Origin of the sequence: Cognatitamlana onchidii (assembly GCF_004804355.1) — a bacterium.
In the GTDB taxonomy this organism is placed as follows: Bacteria; Bacteroidota; Bacteroidia; order Flavobacteriales; family Flavobacteriaceae; genus Cognatitamlana; species Cognatitamlana onchidii.
In genome coordinates this window covers 246,846-263,913 of sequence record NZ_SRWZ01000001.1, presented here as the reverse complement: position 1 = coordinate 263,913, position 17,068 = coordinate 246,846, and the positions used below count along the sequence as shown (strand labels likewise).

The 17,068-nt window shown below is 34.9% G+C and carries 14 protein-coding genes; 7 read left to right on the top strand and 7 right to left on the bottom strand.

Translation table 11 applies throughout. The features are described from left to right. Positions 1 to 8: 8 nt before the first annotated feature. Entirely contained in the window at positions 9 to 2,495 is a 2,487-nt protein-coding gene (gene tamL / locus E5D58_RS01285) for a translocation and assembly module lipoprotein TamL (RefSeq protein WP_235835813.1), read from the bottom strand. 211 nt (positions 2,496 to 2,706) lie between these two features. Here tamL and E5D58_RS01280 point away from each other — a divergent pair, with 211 nt between their 5' ends. Beyond that, complete coding sequence (locus tag E5D58_RS01280) at positions 2,707 to 3,429, top strand: TrmH family RNA methyltransferase (protein WP_136480023.1); 723 nt, start codon at positions 2,707 to 2,709, stop codon at positions 3,427 to 3,429. Between the two features lie 5 nt (positions 3,430 to 3,434). Here E5D58_RS01280 and porT read toward each other — a convergent pair whose 3' ends face one another. Both porT and ubiE read right to left on the bottom strand, forming a co-directional pair. Further along, the gene (gene porT / locus E5D58_RS01275) at positions 3,435 to 4,163 is read right to left on the bottom strand and encodes a type IX secretion/gliding motility protein PorT/SprT (RefSeq protein WP_136480022.1); all 729 of its coding nucleotides are present in this window, start codon (positions 4,161 to 4,163) and stop codon (positions 3,435 to 3,437) included. A 4-nt stretch (positions 4,164 to 4,167) separates the two neighbouring features. Continuing rightward, the gene (gene ubiE / locus E5D58_RS01270) at positions 4,168 to 4,893 is read right to left on the bottom strand and encodes a bifunctional demethylmenaquinone methyltransferase/2-methoxy-6-polyprenyl-1,4-benzoquinol methylase UbiE (RefSeq protein WP_136480021.1); all 726 of its coding nucleotides are present in this window, start codon (positions 4,891 to 4,893) and stop codon (positions 4,168 to 4,170) included. A gap of 137 nt (positions 4,894 to 5,030) precedes the next feature. On the opposite strand from ubiE, the gene trkA reads away from it, so the two are divergent. The 3 genes from trkA (at position 5,031) to E5D58_RS01255 (ending at position 8,444) form a co-directional block, all read left to right on the top strand. Further along, positions 5,031 to 6,380, top strand: coding sequence for a Trk system potassium transporter TrkA (gene trkA / locus E5D58_RS01265; protein WP_136480020.1), 1,350 nt, complete (start codon positions 5,031 to 5,033; stop codon positions 6,378 to 6,380). A 93-nt stretch (positions 6,381 to 6,473) separates the two neighbouring features. Continuing rightward, positions 6,474 to 7,901, top strand: coding sequence for a TrkH family potassium uptake protein (locus E5D58_RS01260; RefSeq protein WP_235835812.1), 1,428 nt, complete (start codon positions 6,474 to 6,476; stop codon positions 7,899 to 7,901). Positions 7,902 to 8,180: 279 nt separating this feature from the next. Continuing rightward, positions 8,181 to 8,444, top strand: a complete 264-nt coding sequence (locus E5D58_RS01255) for a potassium-transporting ATPase subunit KdpA (RefSeq protein WP_136480018.1) — start codon at positions 8,181 to 8,183, stop codon at positions 8,442 to 8,444. Between the two features lie 47 nt (positions 8,445 to 8,491). Here the strand turns inward: E5D58_RS01255 and E5D58_RS01250 are convergent, their stop codons facing one another. Together E5D58_RS01250 and E5D58_RS01245 are read right to left on the bottom strand one after the other, a co-directional pair. Then, a complete protein-coding gene (locus E5D58_RS01250; RefSeq protein WP_136480017.1) occupies positions 8,492 to 9,676 on the bottom strand; it encodes a pyridoxal phosphate-dependent aminotransferase in 1,185 nt (394 codons plus the stop codon). A gap of 30 nt (positions 9,677 to 9,706) precedes the next feature. Next, complete coding sequence (locus tag E5D58_RS01245) at positions 9,707 to 10,801, bottom strand: fatty acid desaturase family protein (RefSeq protein ID WP_136480016.1); 1,095 nt, start codon at positions 10,799 to 10,801, stop codon at positions 9,707 to 9,709. Between the two features lie 218 nt (positions 10,802 to 11,019). Here E5D58_RS01245 and rsmG point away from each other — a divergent pair, with 218 nt between their 5' ends. Beyond that, positions 11,020 to 11,649: a 16S rRNA (guanine(527)-N(7))-methyltransferase RsmG gene (gene rsmG / locus E5D58_RS01240; protein WP_136480015.1), complete on the top strand. Its 630-nt coding sequence runs from the start codon at positions 11,020 to 11,022 to the stop codon at positions 11,647 to 11,649. On the opposite strand, the gene E5D58_RS01235 is transcribed toward rsmG, so the two are convergent. Beyond that, positions 11,650 to 12,606 (bottom strand): tetratricopeptide repeat protein, encoded by a 957-nt coding sequence (locus E5D58_RS01235; protein ID WP_136480014.1) that lies wholly within the window; start codon positions 12,604 to 12,606, stop codon positions 11,650 to 11,652. A gap of 110 nt (positions 12,607 to 12,716) precedes the next feature. Beyond that, complete coding sequence (locus E5D58_RS01230; RefSeq protein ID WP_136480013.1) at positions 12,717 to 15,146, bottom strand: CehA/McbA family metallohydrolase; 2,430 nt, start codon at positions 15,144 to 15,146, stop codon at positions 12,717 to 12,719. Positions 15,147 to 15,461: 315 nt separating this feature from the next. Between E5D58_RS01230 and E5D58_RS01225 the strand changes: the two genes are divergently transcribed. Beyond that, a complete protein-coding gene (locus E5D58_RS01225; protein WP_136480012.1) occupies positions 15,462 to 15,923 on the top strand; it encodes a potassium channel family protein in 462 nt (153 codons plus the stop codon). Position 15,924: 1 nt separating this feature from the next. Beyond that, positions 15,925 to 17,067: an HlyD family secretion protein gene (locus E5D58_RS01220; protein ID WP_168796606.1), complete on the top strand. Its 1,143-nt coding sequence runs from the start codon at positions 15,925 to 15,927 to the stop codon at positions 17,065 to 17,067. Position 17,068: the final 1 nt, after the last annotated feature.

Here is a 17,068-nt window from a genome sequence, read left to right as displayed (position 1 = left end):
TACATGTCTTAAAATGGGTAGTTTATACCAATATTATAAACAGCATTTTTAAAATTATAATCCTTAAACCACCGATCTCCCTTTTGATAAGCTGGGTCGTAAGTTTTAAAACCGACATCTAATCTAAAAACAAAATAACTAAAGTCGTAGCGCAACCCCAAGCCGGAACCTACTGCAATATCTTCTAAAGACTTAATTCCTGTGAACGTGGCGTTCGGATCGGTAACATTATCTAGTACATTCCAAATATTTCCAGTATCAATAAAAACAGCACCGTTCAGTTTTTCAAAAATATTAAACCGCTGTTCAGCGCTGAAGGCTATTTTTAAGTTGGCCTCATTAAATTCATCTCTTGATTTAGAACTTCCTGGTCCTAAACTATATGCAGACCAAGCTCTATTGTCATTTGGTCCACCAGCAAAGAAACTTTTGGCAAAGGGTATACTATTTGAATTTCCATAAGGTATTGCAATTCCAAAGAAGCTTCTAATGGCAAATACATTTTTTTTACCCAGATCCCAGTGCTTTACATAATCAAGCTCCGTTTTAAGATACTGAGAGTAGGCTACATTAAAAAGCGTATAACGACCGCTAGCATCTTTTTTTAAGCCCAGTAGGTCTGATGCCGCTGAAAGCAAATTACCTGCAGCCTCAAATTTAAATCTGAATATTGAAAAGTCTTCATCAAATAAATTTTTTCTATTGTCTTTTGTAAAACTATAACTAGATGAAAGTATAAGGTTGTTTTCAGTTAACCTTGTTTTTCGCTCATCAATGCTGTTTACCGTATTAAGCTGGTCTTCAGAAAATTCTGGTGCTGGAGGAGGACCTAAGGCATAAGCAATAAATTCGTCTGCTTCTTCAGGAATACCTAGGTTTTCCTCGGGTTCAATGTAACCAACATCTTTTGCAATCTGATTTAGCGAGTTGTATGATGTTTGATATACCCCAAAATAATTGTCTGGGTTCAAGTTTTGTACGTATTCAATATTAAATAAACCCAAACGGCTGTTATATATGTCATTAGGTAACCAATTGTAATTTAGAGTGCCCAGAAAAGATTGTTTATCTAAACCAATATTAGTTTGACTTGTCATAGCCAAAGTGATTTGGGTGTTGGGCGACATGTATTTAGGGATAATATGCTTAGTATAAAATGGAGAAAACAACCTTGGGATTGTTAGCCTAAGATCGACACCGTACTCGATAATATCAAAAAAAGCATCATTCGGGTTGTTTTTGTCTCTTGAGGCACCAATAGAGCCTCTTGCCGTAATATCTAAAGTTTCAGCGCCCCTAAAAATATTTCGCATTTGTAGACTGGGATTAAACGAAAATCCTACGGTTTGAATGTTACTTGTAGAAACGTCTGCTCCTAACCCAAGGCTGAATTTTTTTAATGGAGATAGCCTAATCGTGTGAGTTAAGGTGTTGTCAAGATGCTCTTCAATTTCAATATTTGGGTATTTAAAAGTTCGTAGTTCTTTTAAGTGCCTGTATGTTCTTAGCACATCAATTTCTTTAAAAACATCTCCAGGTTTAACAAAAATAGCATCCGTTATACTTTTAGGTCGGTGTCTCATTTTACCATAACTATATAAATTATAGCCATCGTATGAAATAGAATCTTTAAACGGTTTACCGCTATTTTCAAACGAATAGTCGGTAATAATATCAACACCTTGGATCGTATAAACATTAAAAGGTTGCCTTTCTAGGGAGTCGGGTGTTCTTATTGCTCGATCTTGAATGGTTAAATTAACATTTACTTTTTTGTTTGTACCTATCGTATCTATTTCAAAGGTTATATAATCAGTACTAAAGTGATAAATTCCAGCGTTTCTCAATCTTTGAGAAATTCTATCTCTTTCTTCTTCAAAATTTGATGTTTTGTATTGTTCGTTTGGTTTTAAAAGGCTTTCTTTTTTAATATCCTCATATAGGGTTTTAATAGCTGGAGATTTAACGATGTTTGTTATAGAATCTAGTACATAGGGTGATCCAGTATGTACCTTGTATTCGATTTCGGCCTTTTTATCATCGTGTCTTGTAACGTTGTACTCTGCTTTTGCGTTAAACCAACCGTGGTTAGTATGATAGGCTTCGAGGTTTTTTACAGACTTTTTTGCTTTATCTTCATTAACTATAACAGGGGCTTCGCCTGTTTTTTTTAACCAACTATTGAAGCCTAATGCAGACGCTCTTAATTGGTTAACTTGCTTTTGTGAATATAGGTTTTTAAGGCGTTCTTCTCGTTTTGGCTTTTTTTCTAACCAGGCATCAAAAATAGAATCTCTATTTGGTCGAGCTAAGTTATAAACATGAAGTTGTAACGGAATATTAGCCAATTTTTTATTTGGACTCTGAACAATAAGTTTATCAATACGATCTCTTTTGTCTAGCTTTCCGTTAATAACAATAGCATTCTTTGTAAGCAAATATTCTTCTTCTCCAACTCTTTTAACAGCATCACAAGAGATTAATTGGACAGTCATGATTGTTAAAGCTAATATTTTTGAGAGTTGCTTTTTCAAATGGAGGTAGGCTTAATTCTAGGTTTTACTATTTATAAAGATTGAACATTTGGTAAATACTTAGTTATGCCATCAAAAATACATTATTTATGCCAAAAAAAACGGCTTTAAATCATGAAGAAATAAGGCTTCTAATTAATTATTTCTTTTCTTTATAAAAAATAAAGAATCCATGCTTTCTAAAAGTCAGATAAAGTTAATAACTAGTCTAAAACATAAAAAGTATAGGCAACAACATGCCTTATTTGTTGCTGAAGGTGTTAAAACAATAAGCGAGTTATTAGACTCTAACCTTGAGTTGAAAGTACTTTACACTACTGATCCTTTCAATATTGATGCCAAAAAGGAAGTTTTAATTTCTGAGAATGAATTAAAACGAATAAGTTTTTTAACAACCCCTAATAAGGCACTTGCTATTTTTAAAATACCAGGTTTTAAGGAAATTGATGATACTAGACACATAATAGCTTTAGATTCGATAAGAGATCCTGGCAATTTAGGAACCATTATAAGATTATGTGATTGGTTTGGGGTTGAGCATTTGCTTTGCAGTAAAGAAACAGTTGATTGTTACAATCCGAAGGTGATTCAGGCTACAATGGGGTCTATTACAAGGGTTAATATTGTTTATCTCGATTTAGAAGCTTTTTTGAAAAGTTATGATGGCCCTATATATGGTACTTATATGGATGGACAAAATGTATATAAGCAGAGTTTGCCTGAAAAAGGAATAGTGGTTATGGGCAATGAAGCGAATGGCATTTCTAAGACTATAACCAGATTAGTTACGCATAAAGTAGCTATACCCAGATTTGGAGATGTGCAGGCCACAGAGAGTTTAAATGTAGCAACGGCAGCAGCTGTTATTCTGAGTGAATTTAAAAGAGGGGCCTAAGGGAACTACTGAAAGGTAAAGTTAATAAAGACAGCGCGCGTTTTCATGCTGGCTATATTGCTTGTCCATGGACTATTCGGGTCATCGTCACGGACCAATTCATCGCTCAGTCCAAAAATCCCCCGGATGGAAGGCGTAAACTTAAAGTTATAAAGGTAAAAATCAATTCCAAACCCTAATTCGTAAAATATTGGATTTGAGGTGGTTCTAAATTGTCCGTTGCTGTTGTCTTCCGGATTGTCTTCGTTACTTGATAAGTTTATTGCTGTAGAAAAACCTCCAACGATAAAAGGTTTAAAATTGTTAACTCTTTTTGTAGAAACTTTTACCAAGAGAGGAATATGAATATATGTAGATTTTACTTCCCTTACTAAATCGGAATTTTTAAAATCAAGCCCATCAAAATAACTAGTGCTATAGTTTAATTCTCTCGTGGTTATTGATAATCCTGGTTCTAAACGTAAGTCGATAAAGCTATTGATTCTTAAATTTCCAATAAGGCCTACATTAAAGCCTGCATTTCGTCTTACATAGATATCTCGTAGATCTTCATTATAGTTAAATTTAAAATCATAGCTATTAAATCCTAAAAAATACCCCCATCTCAGTAGGTCATTATCTGTGCTACCTCGTCCCTGATTCGCATCATAGGTAACTTTTTCTTTTTTAAAAAGTTGCGCGCTGGAGGTTTGAGATACAAGTACTATTGTAAGTAGAGCAAATAGGTATTTCATATAACTACTTTGACGATTTGTAAATGGTGGCTACACCAAAAGTTTGAGGAAAATCTTCAACATTAATAAACCCGATTTTTCGTAAAATATTGTTTAACGCTTCACCATAAGGAAAAACAGAAGCTGATTCGCTTAGATAAGCATAGGCACTTTTATCTTTTGAGAATGCTTTTCCAATAAGCGGTAAAATATTATTAGTGTAAAATGTATATCCTTGTTTAAAGGGAGACTTGGTTGGCACAGAGGTTTCAAGAATGACAAAAGTCCCATTTGGTTTAAGAACTCTATATATTTCTTTCAGTCCGTTTTCTAAAGTTTCAAAGTTTCTTACGCCAAACGCTACGGTAATAGCATCAAAAGTATTATCATCAAAAGGCATGTTTTCACTGTCTCCTAAAGTCATTTCTATTTTGGAGGCCAGACCTTTCTTCTCGATTTTTTCTTTACCAATTTCAAGCATGCCTGGGCTAATATCTAATCCAACGATTTTAGAAGCATTGGTTTCAACTAGATTAATGGCTAAGTCTCCAGTACCAGTTGCAATATCTAAAATAAGTTCAGGATTGGTGGCTTTTACGATATTCACCACTTTTTTACGCCATTTAATGTCTATTCCAAAGGAAATAACACGGTTTAGACCATCATAATCTTCTGAAATATTGTCAAACATTTGGGTAACCTGTTCCTTTTTACCTAAATCGCTGTTTTTGTATGGTTTTACTTTTGACAAAACTTAAAATTTTGGGCAAATATAAACTATTAATAAGCCATGTCATAATTACAATTCTAAATAATTATATTGCTGGGCCATCATGTTGCAGCATGGAATTTGTGTATATTTGTTTTACCTTTTATGATTATTAAACCATGAAAATTATTATTGCTGGAGCAGGTGAAGTAGGATTTCATTTAGCAAAATTACTTTCTTACGAATCTCAGGAAATAACCTTAATAGACCCCAATAAAAAAAGTTTAGCATATGCTGATGCACATTTAGACATTAGAACTGTAAAAGGCGATGCTACTTCTATAGCCATTTTAAAGGAGGCCCGTATAGATTCATGTGAGTTGTTTATAGCCGTAACCTCTAGTGAAACTACTAATATTACGGTAAGTGTATTAGCAAAGCAGTTAGGGGCAACTAAAACAATTGCAAGAATTACCAATACCGAGTTTATTCAATATAAAGAAGAAGTTGGATTTACTAAATTTGGGATAGATGAACTTATTTCTCCTGAGGCCTTGGCATCTTCAGAAATTGAATTGTCTCTAAAACAGTCTTCCTTTAATGAAAACTATGAGTTTGAAGATGGCGCATTAACCATGGCGGGATTAACGCTTTCAAGTTCAGCATCGTTTGTAGGTAAATCAGTAAAAGAGGCTGCAGCGATATTTCCCGAAATTCATTTTGTTCCTATTGCAATCCAAAGGTTTGGTACACAGTACACAATAATTCCTAGAGGGAGTACAAAGTTTAAACGAGGCGATAATGTTGTTTTTATAACTTCGGAAGGCGGCGCAGACGAGCTTTGTAGGTTAACAGGTAAGGTTAATAGAGATATTAAGGATGTTATGATCCTTGGTGGGGATGATATCGCTTTCAAAACCGCCAAAGACTTAAGTGAAAAGAGTTTTAATGTTAAGCTTTTAGAAGGTAATAGAGATAGAGCTTTCGAGATTGCAGATGCTTTAACCAAGGTACTTGTTATTAATAGTGATGGTAGGAATGTCGATGTTTTAGATGAAGAAAATATAAGTGATATGGATGCATTTATTGCGGTTGGGCCAAATTCTGAAACTAACATCATGTCCTGTCTAGTAGCAAAATCAAAAGGAGTGAAAAAAACCATTGCATTGGTTGAAAATATGGATTATTTTGATTTGTCTCATTCTATAGGGATAGACACATTAATAAATAAAAAACTTCTAGCGGCTAATAACATATTTAGGTATATAAGGCGTGGCGAAGTTGTGGCAATGACCAAGCTGAGTAATTTAAATGCAGAACTGCTGGAGTTTGAAGTAAAAGCAACATCTGCTGTTTGTAATAAAACAATCAAATCAATAGATTTTCCAAGAACTGCTATTATTGGTGGTGTCATTAGGGACGGAGTAGGAATGATTGCATTAGGTAGTTTTAAAATAAAGGAAGGTGATAGGGTCGTTGTTTGTTGCTTACTTAAGTCTATCAAGACTGTAGAAAAACTTTTTGTTTAAAAGATTATCCTAAAAACATAAAAAGACTTGAAACTTAATTATAAAATCATTTTCCACATTTTAGGATTGCTTCTGTTGTTTAATGGTGGTTTTATGCTTTTATCAGCACTTATTAGTCTTGTTTATAAAGACGGGGTCACTTTTCAAATTTGTATTGCTGGCTTGTTAACCCTCTGTCTTGGTGGTATTTCTATGTTTTTCACAAGACATCATCAAAAGGAAATTAACAAAAGAGAGGGGTATATAGTGGTTACTTTTGGGTGGATTATTATGTCCTTAGCAGGTACACTCCCTTATATTATTACTGGAAGTATACCCAGCTTTACTAATGCCTTTTTTGAAACAATGTCTGGCTATACCACCACAGGGGCTTCTATTTTAAATGATATTGAGGCAGTGCCAAAAGGTGTTTTGTTTTGGCGTAGTTTAACGCATTGGATTGGAGGTATGGGTATTATTGTTTTAGCCATAGCCATATTACCACTTTTAGGTATAGGGGGTATGCAATTATTTGCCGCCGAAGCTCCGGGTCCGAGTACAGATAAACTGCACCCAAGAATAACGGATACTGCTAAACGATTATGGCTTATTTATGTGGGCTATACGGCTGCTGAAACCTTATTGTTAAAGGTTGCAGGCATGTCTTTTTTTGATGCCATTAATCATGCACTCTGTACGCTGTCTACAGGTGGTTTTTCAACAAAAAACGCCAGTGTTGCCCATTGGAATGGAGAGCCCATCATTCAGTATATTATTATTGTGTTTATGTTTTTGGCTGGCACCAACTTTGTACTAAGCTATTTTGCTTTTAAAGGTAAGATTCAAAAAATAATTCATGATGATGAATTTAAATTATACTTTAAGTTTATTGCATCCTTTACCCTTGTGGCGGCGTTGATTATATATTTCAGGGCAGATATATCGATATCTTCTATTAATCATCCAATGGTCTGGGGAGAAGGAGAAAGTGCTTTTAGGCATGCCATATTTCAGGTGCTCGCCATTGTAACGACAACAGGGTTTGTGACTGCAGATTATACATTATGGACACCTTTTCTGGCTGTATTCTTTTTTGGTCTTATGTTTTTAGGAGGCTCAGCAGGTAGTACATCGGGTGGAGTCAAGGTTGTTAGGCATTTAATTTTAATTAAAAATGGTTTTTTAGAGTTTAAACGTACGCTTCATCCAAGCGCCATTGTTCCAGTAAGATACAATAAGAAGGCGATTAATAGATTTATAGTTTTTAACGTTTTGGCATTCTTTATACTTTATATGCTATCTTTTATAATAGGGTCTTTAGGTTTTTCCATTCTTGGTATCGAGTTTAAGTCGGCAGTTGGTCTGGCGGCATCAACCCTCGGTAATGTTGGTCCTGCACTAGGAGATTTTGGTCCCGTAAACAACTATGCACCACTGCCTGCTTTAGGAAAATGGTGGGCTTCCTTTTTAATGCTTATAGGGCGTTTAGAGTTATTTACAGTACTTATTTTGTTTACACCGTTTTTTTGGCGTAATCGGTAGTTTTTTGAGTTGTGTCATGCATCATTTTTGTCCTGGTTCCTCTCATTAAAGAGGATTGCATTGCAAATAAGCTAAAGAACAAACTTTTTTATTAATATATTGACAAAATTCTAGAGTATCATCATTAAATCGGAAAGTTAAGATGTAACATTCCAGTATAATATCCTACATATATAGTATCTACTTAAAAGTTTATCGATGCTCCTGAAAAAGTAGTTATTAGCATCATACACTTTATTGAGTATTTCAAGAAAGTTTTAGTTAATATTTTTAGATACTATGGGAGGAGAAGGACATATGGCTGCGGCTATTAATTCTTTAAAGAATAATAGGAGCTTGCTAAAAAAAAGGAAAGATAAAAAAGCGTTGTCAGGTAATTATTCAGATGTAAAACTGAGAGATTTTCCAGAAGCGACTCCCGAAAATTTAAAGGCAATAAGGACTCGCATTAGGAAGGAGGAAAGACAAGCAAGAAAAAGATATTTGATCGCCTTTTTTATAATATCTTTTGCTCTTATTTTATTGCTCTATCTTATTACATAAAAAAGCCGCTTTATGGCGGCTTTTTTATTGTAAATATAAACCTGTTTTTAGCTTACAGCTTCTTTAATACGTTTAACCGCTTCAATGATTTGTTCGGTTGAAGCCGCATATGAAATTCTAATACAATCAGGATTTCCAAATGCTTCACCTGTAACAGTTGCTACTAAGGCTTCTTCCAATAAGAATAACGAAAAATCACTAGCGTTATTAATTTTCTTTCCTTTTAATGTTTTTCCAAAGAAATGGGTCACGTTTGGAAATACATAAAAAGCACCATCAGGCACATTGCATTTAAAGCCCTCAATGTCATTTAATAATCCTAAAATTAAATCACGACGATCTTTAAACTCATCAATCATGTATTTCACCTTATCTGGAGACTCTGTGCAAGCCGTAATCACGGCACGTTGGGCGATGCAGTTTGCACCACTGGTTGCTTGACCTTGTAATTTGTTACAAGCTCTTGCAATTTTTTCTGGAGCTCCAATATATCCTATACGCCATCCAGTCATAGCAAATGCTTTGGATACTCCATTTACAGTAATAGTTCTGTCGTACATCGCATCAAAACTAGCAATACTTGTATGGCCCTTGCCATAGTTAATATGCTCGTAAATTTCGTCAGAAACTACATAGATATCTGGGTGTTTAGCTAAAACGTCAACTAAGGCCTGTAATTCTTCCTTACTGTAAACAGAACCGCTAGGGTTACACGGCGAACTAAACCACATCATTTTCGTATTGGCTGTAATAGCTGCTTCCAATTGATCGGCCGTCATTTTAAAATCCGTATCAATAGACGTTTTTACTTCAACGGGAAGACCTCCAAAAAGTTTTACAATATCAGAATAGCTTACCCAATAAGGACATGGTAAAATCACTTCATCCCCATCATTCAGCATAACACCTGCTATATTAAATAGAGCCTGCTTAGCTCCAGTAGAAACCACTATTTGACTTGGCGTGTAAGTAAGCCCATTATCACGTTCAAATTTCGTAATAATTGCATCCTTTAAATCCGCATAACCATCAACGGGTGTATAAGAATTATAGTTGTCGTTAATAGCTTGAATCGCCGCTTCCTTAATGAAATCTGGTGTGTTAAAGTCTGGTTCCCCCAAACTTAAACCGATAATATCCTTGCCTTCTCCTCTCAGTTCTCTTGCTTTAGCAGCCATGGCCAAAGTAGCAGACGTAGACATGCTTAAAATTCTATCAGATAGTAATTGCATTTAATTAATTATTAAAAGTAAATATAAAGTTTAAGCCATACTAGGTTTATTTCCTAGGGCCTTTAATTGGTTATAATGTTCTGCAACAGCTTGCCAAAATGAATGATATTCATTGTATGGAAGACTAAATTCTTTAGCGGTTTCTTTTACTATTTTCGCTATTTTACTGTAATGTACATGACTAATGTGCGCAAACAAATGATGTTCCACTTGTCTGTTTAGGCCTCCTGTGTAAAACTCAGCCAACCAACTTTTTGGCGAAAAATTTGAAGTTGTAAAAAGTTGATGAATGGCCCATGTGTTTTTTATATTACCATTTTCATCCGGCAATGGCATTTCTGTATTAGGCATAACATGCGCCAATTGAAATATAACGCTTAATATAATTCCTGCTGTATAATGCATCACTACAAATCCTATTAAAACTTGCCACCAAGTAAAGCCAACCGCTAGCGGAAGTATCACCCAAATACTATAGTATACTATTTTACCAATAATCAATTTAGTCCATTGAGTAGCCGGGTGTGGCATTTTACCATAAGCTAGCTTGCGTTTTAGATACTGGTAAGTTTGAATGAAATCTGTAGTAATTGCCCAATTAGCCGTTAATAAACCGTATAAGAAGAACGCATAGAATCTCTGATATTGATGGATTCTTAACCATTTGGTGTGCTTGGAGAACCTAATGATTCTTCCTGCATTAATATCTTCGTCATGTCCTTGAATATTAGTATACGTATGGTGAAGTACGTTATGTTGAACCTTCCAGTTATAATCGTTACCAGCTAAAATATAAATGCTACTACCCATTAGTTTGTTAACCCATTTTTTACTCGAGAAAGAACCATGATTTGCATCATGCATCACATTCATACCAACTCCTGCCATACCAATACCAGTAACAATCATGCATAAAATTTGAGCCCACCATGGCATGTCTATTGTTAAAACTAGCACCACAGGGGTTATTAAAAGGGCAAACATGAATATAGCCTTTGAATATAATTTCCAATTCCCTGTGCGCTTTAGGTTATTCTCTTTGAAATAATCATTAACACGTTTATTTAAAGTTTTGAAAAATTTTGCAGAATCAGTTCTAGAAAATGAAAGTGCTTGTTTTGTCATGCTAAAAGTTTAAATATGAAAAAAAATAAAAATTGTTTGTCATACCAGAGGCAAAGATAGGTATAAACCAACTTAAGTAATAACCTTTTTTTATAAAAATATGTGTTGAAAAAGTATATTTTTGTCGAACATTAAAGAAGTCAGAGACTGTTTTTTTTTCATATACTGTGGAGAAATTTTTTTCTGGATCTATCTTATTTACAAATATATAGTTTGAAATGGATCTTATTTTAAAGTACTTCCCTAATCTCTCAGAAGATCAAATAGAAAAGTTTAGGTTATTAGATTCTTTGTATCAAGATTGGAATTTAAAAATCAATGTTGTTTCAAGAAAAGATATTGATGAGCTTTATTTGCGCCATGCACTGCACTCACTGGGTATTGCCAAGGTTATATCCTTTAAAGCTGGTACAAAAGTCATGGATGTTGGCACTGGCGGAGGGTTTCCTGGAATTCCATTGGCTATTTTATTCCCAGATTGTTCTTTTCATTTGGTTGATAGTGTCGCTAAAAAGCTTAAGGTTGTTGATGAGGTTGTTCATGGTTTAGGGTTGACAAATGTTAAAACAACACATTCAAGGGTTGAAGCTATTGATGATACCTACGATTTTATAGTAAGCAGAGCGGTTGCGGCGATGCCTACCTTTGTGCATTGGGTAAAAGGTAAAATAGCTAAAAAGCATAATAACGACCTTAAGAACGGTATTCTTTATTTGAAGGGAGGAGATCTATCAGAAGAATTAAAAACTTATAAAACAGGAACTATTTATAATTTAAGAGACTACTTTGTTGAAGATTTTTATGATACCAAAAAAGTGGTTCATCTACCTTTAAAATACAAAGGCTAGTTACAGTTTTGCAAGCAAACTCAAATTATTATTGAAATAGTAGTATTGGTTTTGAAACCAATAGGTGTTATTGTAGGGTTCAATGCTATTTATTGGAGTTTTAATATATAAAATTTCATTGGCCCTTTCAAAATAAGTTTTGGCTTTTTCTGTGTCATTCAATTTATAGTAAGCTAAGGCCAAGCCTAAATAGGCATCAAAATCCATAGTGTCAAATTCTATCGCTCTAGTAAAATCGATTGATGCATCTTTAAATTTTCCCAGTAGTAGTCTAGAAGCACCTCTAAAAAAATAGGCATACGAATTGTTTCTATTTAGTCTCAGGGAACGTGTTAAATCTTCACTGGCCTCTTGATAGTATTTAATATTCATTAAAAACACTCCCCTATTATAATAGTTATTAGCACTGGGTTGAAGTAAAATGGCGGTAGAATAATCTTGAGCAGCTTCTTTATATTTTTTTATTTCTTTATAAGCAGAAGCTCTTAATGTGTATACTTTAGGCTGGGAAGGTTCTATTTTTATTACTCTACTAAAGTCCTCTATGGCCTTTTCATATTCTTCTAAATCATATCTAACACAGGCAAGACTATACAGGGCGTCAATAAATTCGTTATCTAAGATATAAGCTTTAGCATAGTCTTCTTTAGCGCCCTCAAAGTCTTTAATGCTATACCTTGAATTTCCACGATTGTAATAGCTATCTGCATCTGGTTGTTCTACAATGATTTTTGAATAGTCTACAATAGCGCCATGATAATCACCAGAATCGTTCTTTGCCAACCCTCTTTGGAAATAAGCATCGAGATTTTTAGGTTCCAACTCAATAACTTCAGTTAATAGGCGCATCCTTTCTTCTAAATTATCAGTTCTCAAAGCTTTTTTGTACAGTTTATTCGCCTGAGCAAGAGAAAGTAAGGGCAAAAAAATTAAGAATACAAGTAATTGGTTTTTCATCAGCAATTTAATGAACAAATAGTGTGCCGCTTTTGTTTTAAAAAATCTTACGAAAGATAAATAAATTTAGTTGAATTTAATTTGGTACCTAAAACAGTATTTTGTGTAATTTATTGTTCTCTATCTATTAACTCAAGAAGTTTTTGTTTTGCTCTTTCAAAATGCCCTTGTAAAATGGGTATCTCAGTGTTGCCGTAGCCATTTTCTAATCGTTTTTTAGATGCCTCTAAAAGTTTAAGTAAATTTTTGGCAGATTCTTTTGCACTTTCAGTACTTATGCTGCCAATATTATTAAACCAGATTGGGGAACTTTCAGCAAAAGGATAACTATCCATAAAAGGCCAGTCAATGGCACCTCCAACGACCCTCGCTGTTACCCAGCCGCCTTCAGGAATATCAAGAGCGCCTTTATACGTTTTACTTCCAGTTTTAGTATTCCCTTTTTTCGTTGACGCTAGCTTGCCATTTACGTATATTTCAACAGACTCATAAGGTATAGCGGAATGCACATTAAGAGACCATTTAGCTTTTTTCTTTCTTGTTTTTAATACCTCACCAGGTATTTTGTCTTCAACTTTAAATTCAATTAGGGGGCCATTGGTTACAAAACTGCGTCCAGATTTCAAAGCCTGAAGGTAGCTACTCATGGTTAAGTTTTGCTCTGGTTTTACATAAACTCTTGTGGCTCCAATGGCCATAGTTCTATAGAGGTCGTTCATAACATCGCTGCCAGCAGAAATAGCGACTGGTTCTCCAATGTTAAGCATTTCATGCCATAATTTAGCTGTCCCAATTTCGTCCGACCATAAGCACCCCAATTCAATATAATCAGTTTCACCTAAGACAGCATCGGCAATCAATTCAATAGGTATACGTCTTGCTCCCGAATCTGTTAAAGGGTCTTGTACACTTGTCGGGTGTACATAACCTCCCAAGCCATTTTGGTTTTTTGCGAAACGTAGGGCTTCTGCATTTACACGATCATCACGACCATAAATGTCGTAATAAGGACCCCATACCCATGGCCAAAACAAGTCTTTACTGCCTAATAGACCTAGGTGACCTAAAAAATGGGAGCGTACTTCTTGGCCAAAAGCAATTAAAGGGAGTTCTTTGCGCTCCCATCCCCATAAATCTTGTTGTAAAAAACGTTGTCCCAAATTTGCCAGAAGTGGAAAAGCTACATCAATATCTTCCGCGTTTAAATCCAATACAATGTCGGTAGGGTCAAGTTGATTTACACCACCGTAATTCAAGTGAAAATGATTGTCGCCAGAGTACCACCCATGCGCTTTGGCATTCCAAATTTTGCTAAGATAGATTTCTGCTAATCTGTCGTCCTTAGTGATATGAATTTTTGTGGTGGTTTTAAGGGTAGATAAGCCATGAACTGCTGTTATTATAATATCGCCATGCGGAACTTCAATATCAATATCACCATTAGAATAAAAGAAAACAATGCCGTTTTGACCATCGGAGTGTATGATTCCATTATCTGGTAGTAATGGGTGACCGTATTGGTCTACAATACTCATACGGACAGCTTCTTGATTACCATCAACAAAACTTTTTATATTGAGCATAGTGGTGGGTACATTCCAATCCCATTTTGAAATATTTATGATTTCGGGTTTGCCTCCAAACGTATTTATTCTCTTAAGTTCGGAACGTTCATTGGAGTTAAATTCATAATAGTAAACCCATTCTCCGTTTTTACTGAATTTAGGACCTAGCGGGAGTCCATCACTTTTAGTGAGTAGTAGCGTACTTTTTGGTGTTAAAATATCTAGAAGCCGAAGTTCGTAAAAGTCGTCCCTAGGCCATGTATAAACCAGGGTCTGATTGTCGGGAGCTAAAGAGAATGCCGCTTGGGAGGTGAAATTTTCTTCAGTCAAGGGGCTTGATTGCTGAGCTTTTGTATTAAAAAGTTCTATAGAGTCATATGAAAACCCTTCCTTTCTTAAATAGACCAACCACTTATCTGAATTTGTTGGAACGGGAAGCCGTTCTAGGTTGTCTTCCTTCGTTATTAACTGTTTTTCATTTTTTAATAAATCGATACGCCAAATATTAATAGAGCCAACTTCTGCAGAAGCATAATAAACATGGTTTCCGTCTCTCGAAAAAATAGGGTCAAGATCAAGTGCTTTAGTATTTATTAAAACCGTTTCTTTCTTGGTTGCTAATTCTAATAGTACAATTTCGGTATCATCACTTTTATCCCGAATAAAAACAATTTTTTGCCCGTCTGGAGACCAGTTGGGTTTAGAATCTATGTGTTTCGTAGAGGTAATCCTAGCAGCATTATTCGTGCTCATATCCATTAGCCATAGCCAGCCTTTTGCAGCAAATATTATATGGTCATCTACTGGAGATGGTGCAGGGTCTGTCGGACCTGAATTCAAGATAGGTAATTCATAACCTTCCAAATAAACATGATGCCCAAAGCCATCTACTTTTGGGTATCTGTTTGACCATTGTCCGAAAACTAAAGAAACGTTGAGTAAATAGAGAAGAAAGAAACTAACAAGATGCCTCATAACAAAAGATTGAATAAATGATGAAATCGAATTCAACTAAGTTATGAATAATTGAAAAGAAGATGAAGCTTTACAATTATTTAATTGATGATGCGCTCTCGTTTTTTTATAAAATAGTCCATTTCCATTTTGTTGTTTACGGTGCTAAGTGCCAGGTATCACTCTTTTGTAAGGATACATGTTTTTAAATTTAATTATTTCATTATAAGTACACTAATTATTAATTAGTTTTATAAGAATAATTTTAAGCTTATTTTTTTTAAAGATTATTGATATGTTTTATTCGTTATATTTGGTTTTTTACACCGAATAAATATGATGCTAAATATTGCCTTAGGGACTATTATCATTGGAATTACGGTTACTATTCATGGTTACGGAACTATGTTTTGGGTAAAGGTGCTTTCAGATAAATTTGGGGATTTAACAGGAAAACCGTTTGATAAAACAAGTGTTTGGGCATTAATTTTAACAGCACTGTTTCTACTATTGTTAAATTTTGTAGAAGCAATTATTTGGGGGGTGACCTATTACTACCATTATGGAATTTCACAGTTTAGTACCTTAGAAGAGTCTATTTATTTTTCAATTGTTACTTATACAACCTTGGGGTATGGAGAAATTACTTTAAGTGCGCCAAGTAGAATTTTATCTGGAATTGAGGCTATGAATGGGGTTTTATTACTAGGTTGGTCTACAACTATGATGTTTTCTGTAATGCAGGTCATTGTAACTAATTCGAGAGCATATTACGATTCACATAAAAAAGAAGATTAATTTGGAAACATCTAAATCAGGTGAAGAGAAGTCACCTAAGCACAACACTCAAGATTCGCAAGAAGAAGAACCGAAGGGTAAAAGCTCTATAAAACAAGTAACTTATATAGTTCTAGGAGTTTCTGTACTCTTTTTTATTTGGTATATTTTTTCAGAACGTTATACACCCTATACAGATCAGGCTAGAGTAAATGGTCTTATAACACCTATTACCTCCAGAGTTTCGGGGAATGTTGTTTCGTTAAATATTGATTTACATTCTGAGGTTAAACTTGGAGACACCTTAATTCAATTAGATAGGAAACCTTTTGAAATAGCCTTGAAAAAGGCCGAGGCGAATATTGATAAGGCAACGCAATCTGTTGCAGCAAGTAGCTCGTCAGTAAAATCTGCTGCGGGTAGATTGGGAGTAGCAAAGGCTCAATTAGATAGAGCACAACGCAACTGGGATCGAGTTCAAAAAGTATTAAAAGATAATGCAGGTGCCTTATCTGCTGCAGACAAAGACCAATCTGAAACCGCTTTAATTCAGGCCTTAGAACAAGTGTCTTCTGCAGAAGCTAATCTTGAACGGGCTAAGCAATCTTTGGGTGACTCCGGACCAGGGAACCCTAATATTAGAGGGGCTATTCAAGACTTTGAAAAGGCTAAATTAGATCTCGAATTTGCAACGATTGTAGCACCATCTTCTGGCGTTATTGAGAGTTTTGATATTGACTTAGGGTATTATGCTTCTGTTGGCCAGCCGTTAACAACTTTGATTTCAGATACAAATATTTGGATACAGGCAGACATGAAAGAGAATAATTTGTCAAGAATGCATGTCGGAGATAAGGTTAAATTTACTTTCGATATTGCGCCTGGTAAAGTGTTTATTGGAAAAGTAAGTAGCTTAGGGCATGGTGTTGCTGCCGATGCCGCTAATAAAGGCGGATTACCGAGCATTGATAGTAAAAATAGCTGGTTAAGAGACCCTCAGCGGTTCCCTATAATTATTGGTATAGATGATAGCCATGAACTCAGACGAATTATTAGAATTGGGGGACAGGCAGATGTGGTGGTTTTTACTAGTAATAATGCCCTATTAAATGCTATTGCGTCTTTAAGAATACGGTTAAATTCTTGGTTGTCTTATGTTAGGTAAA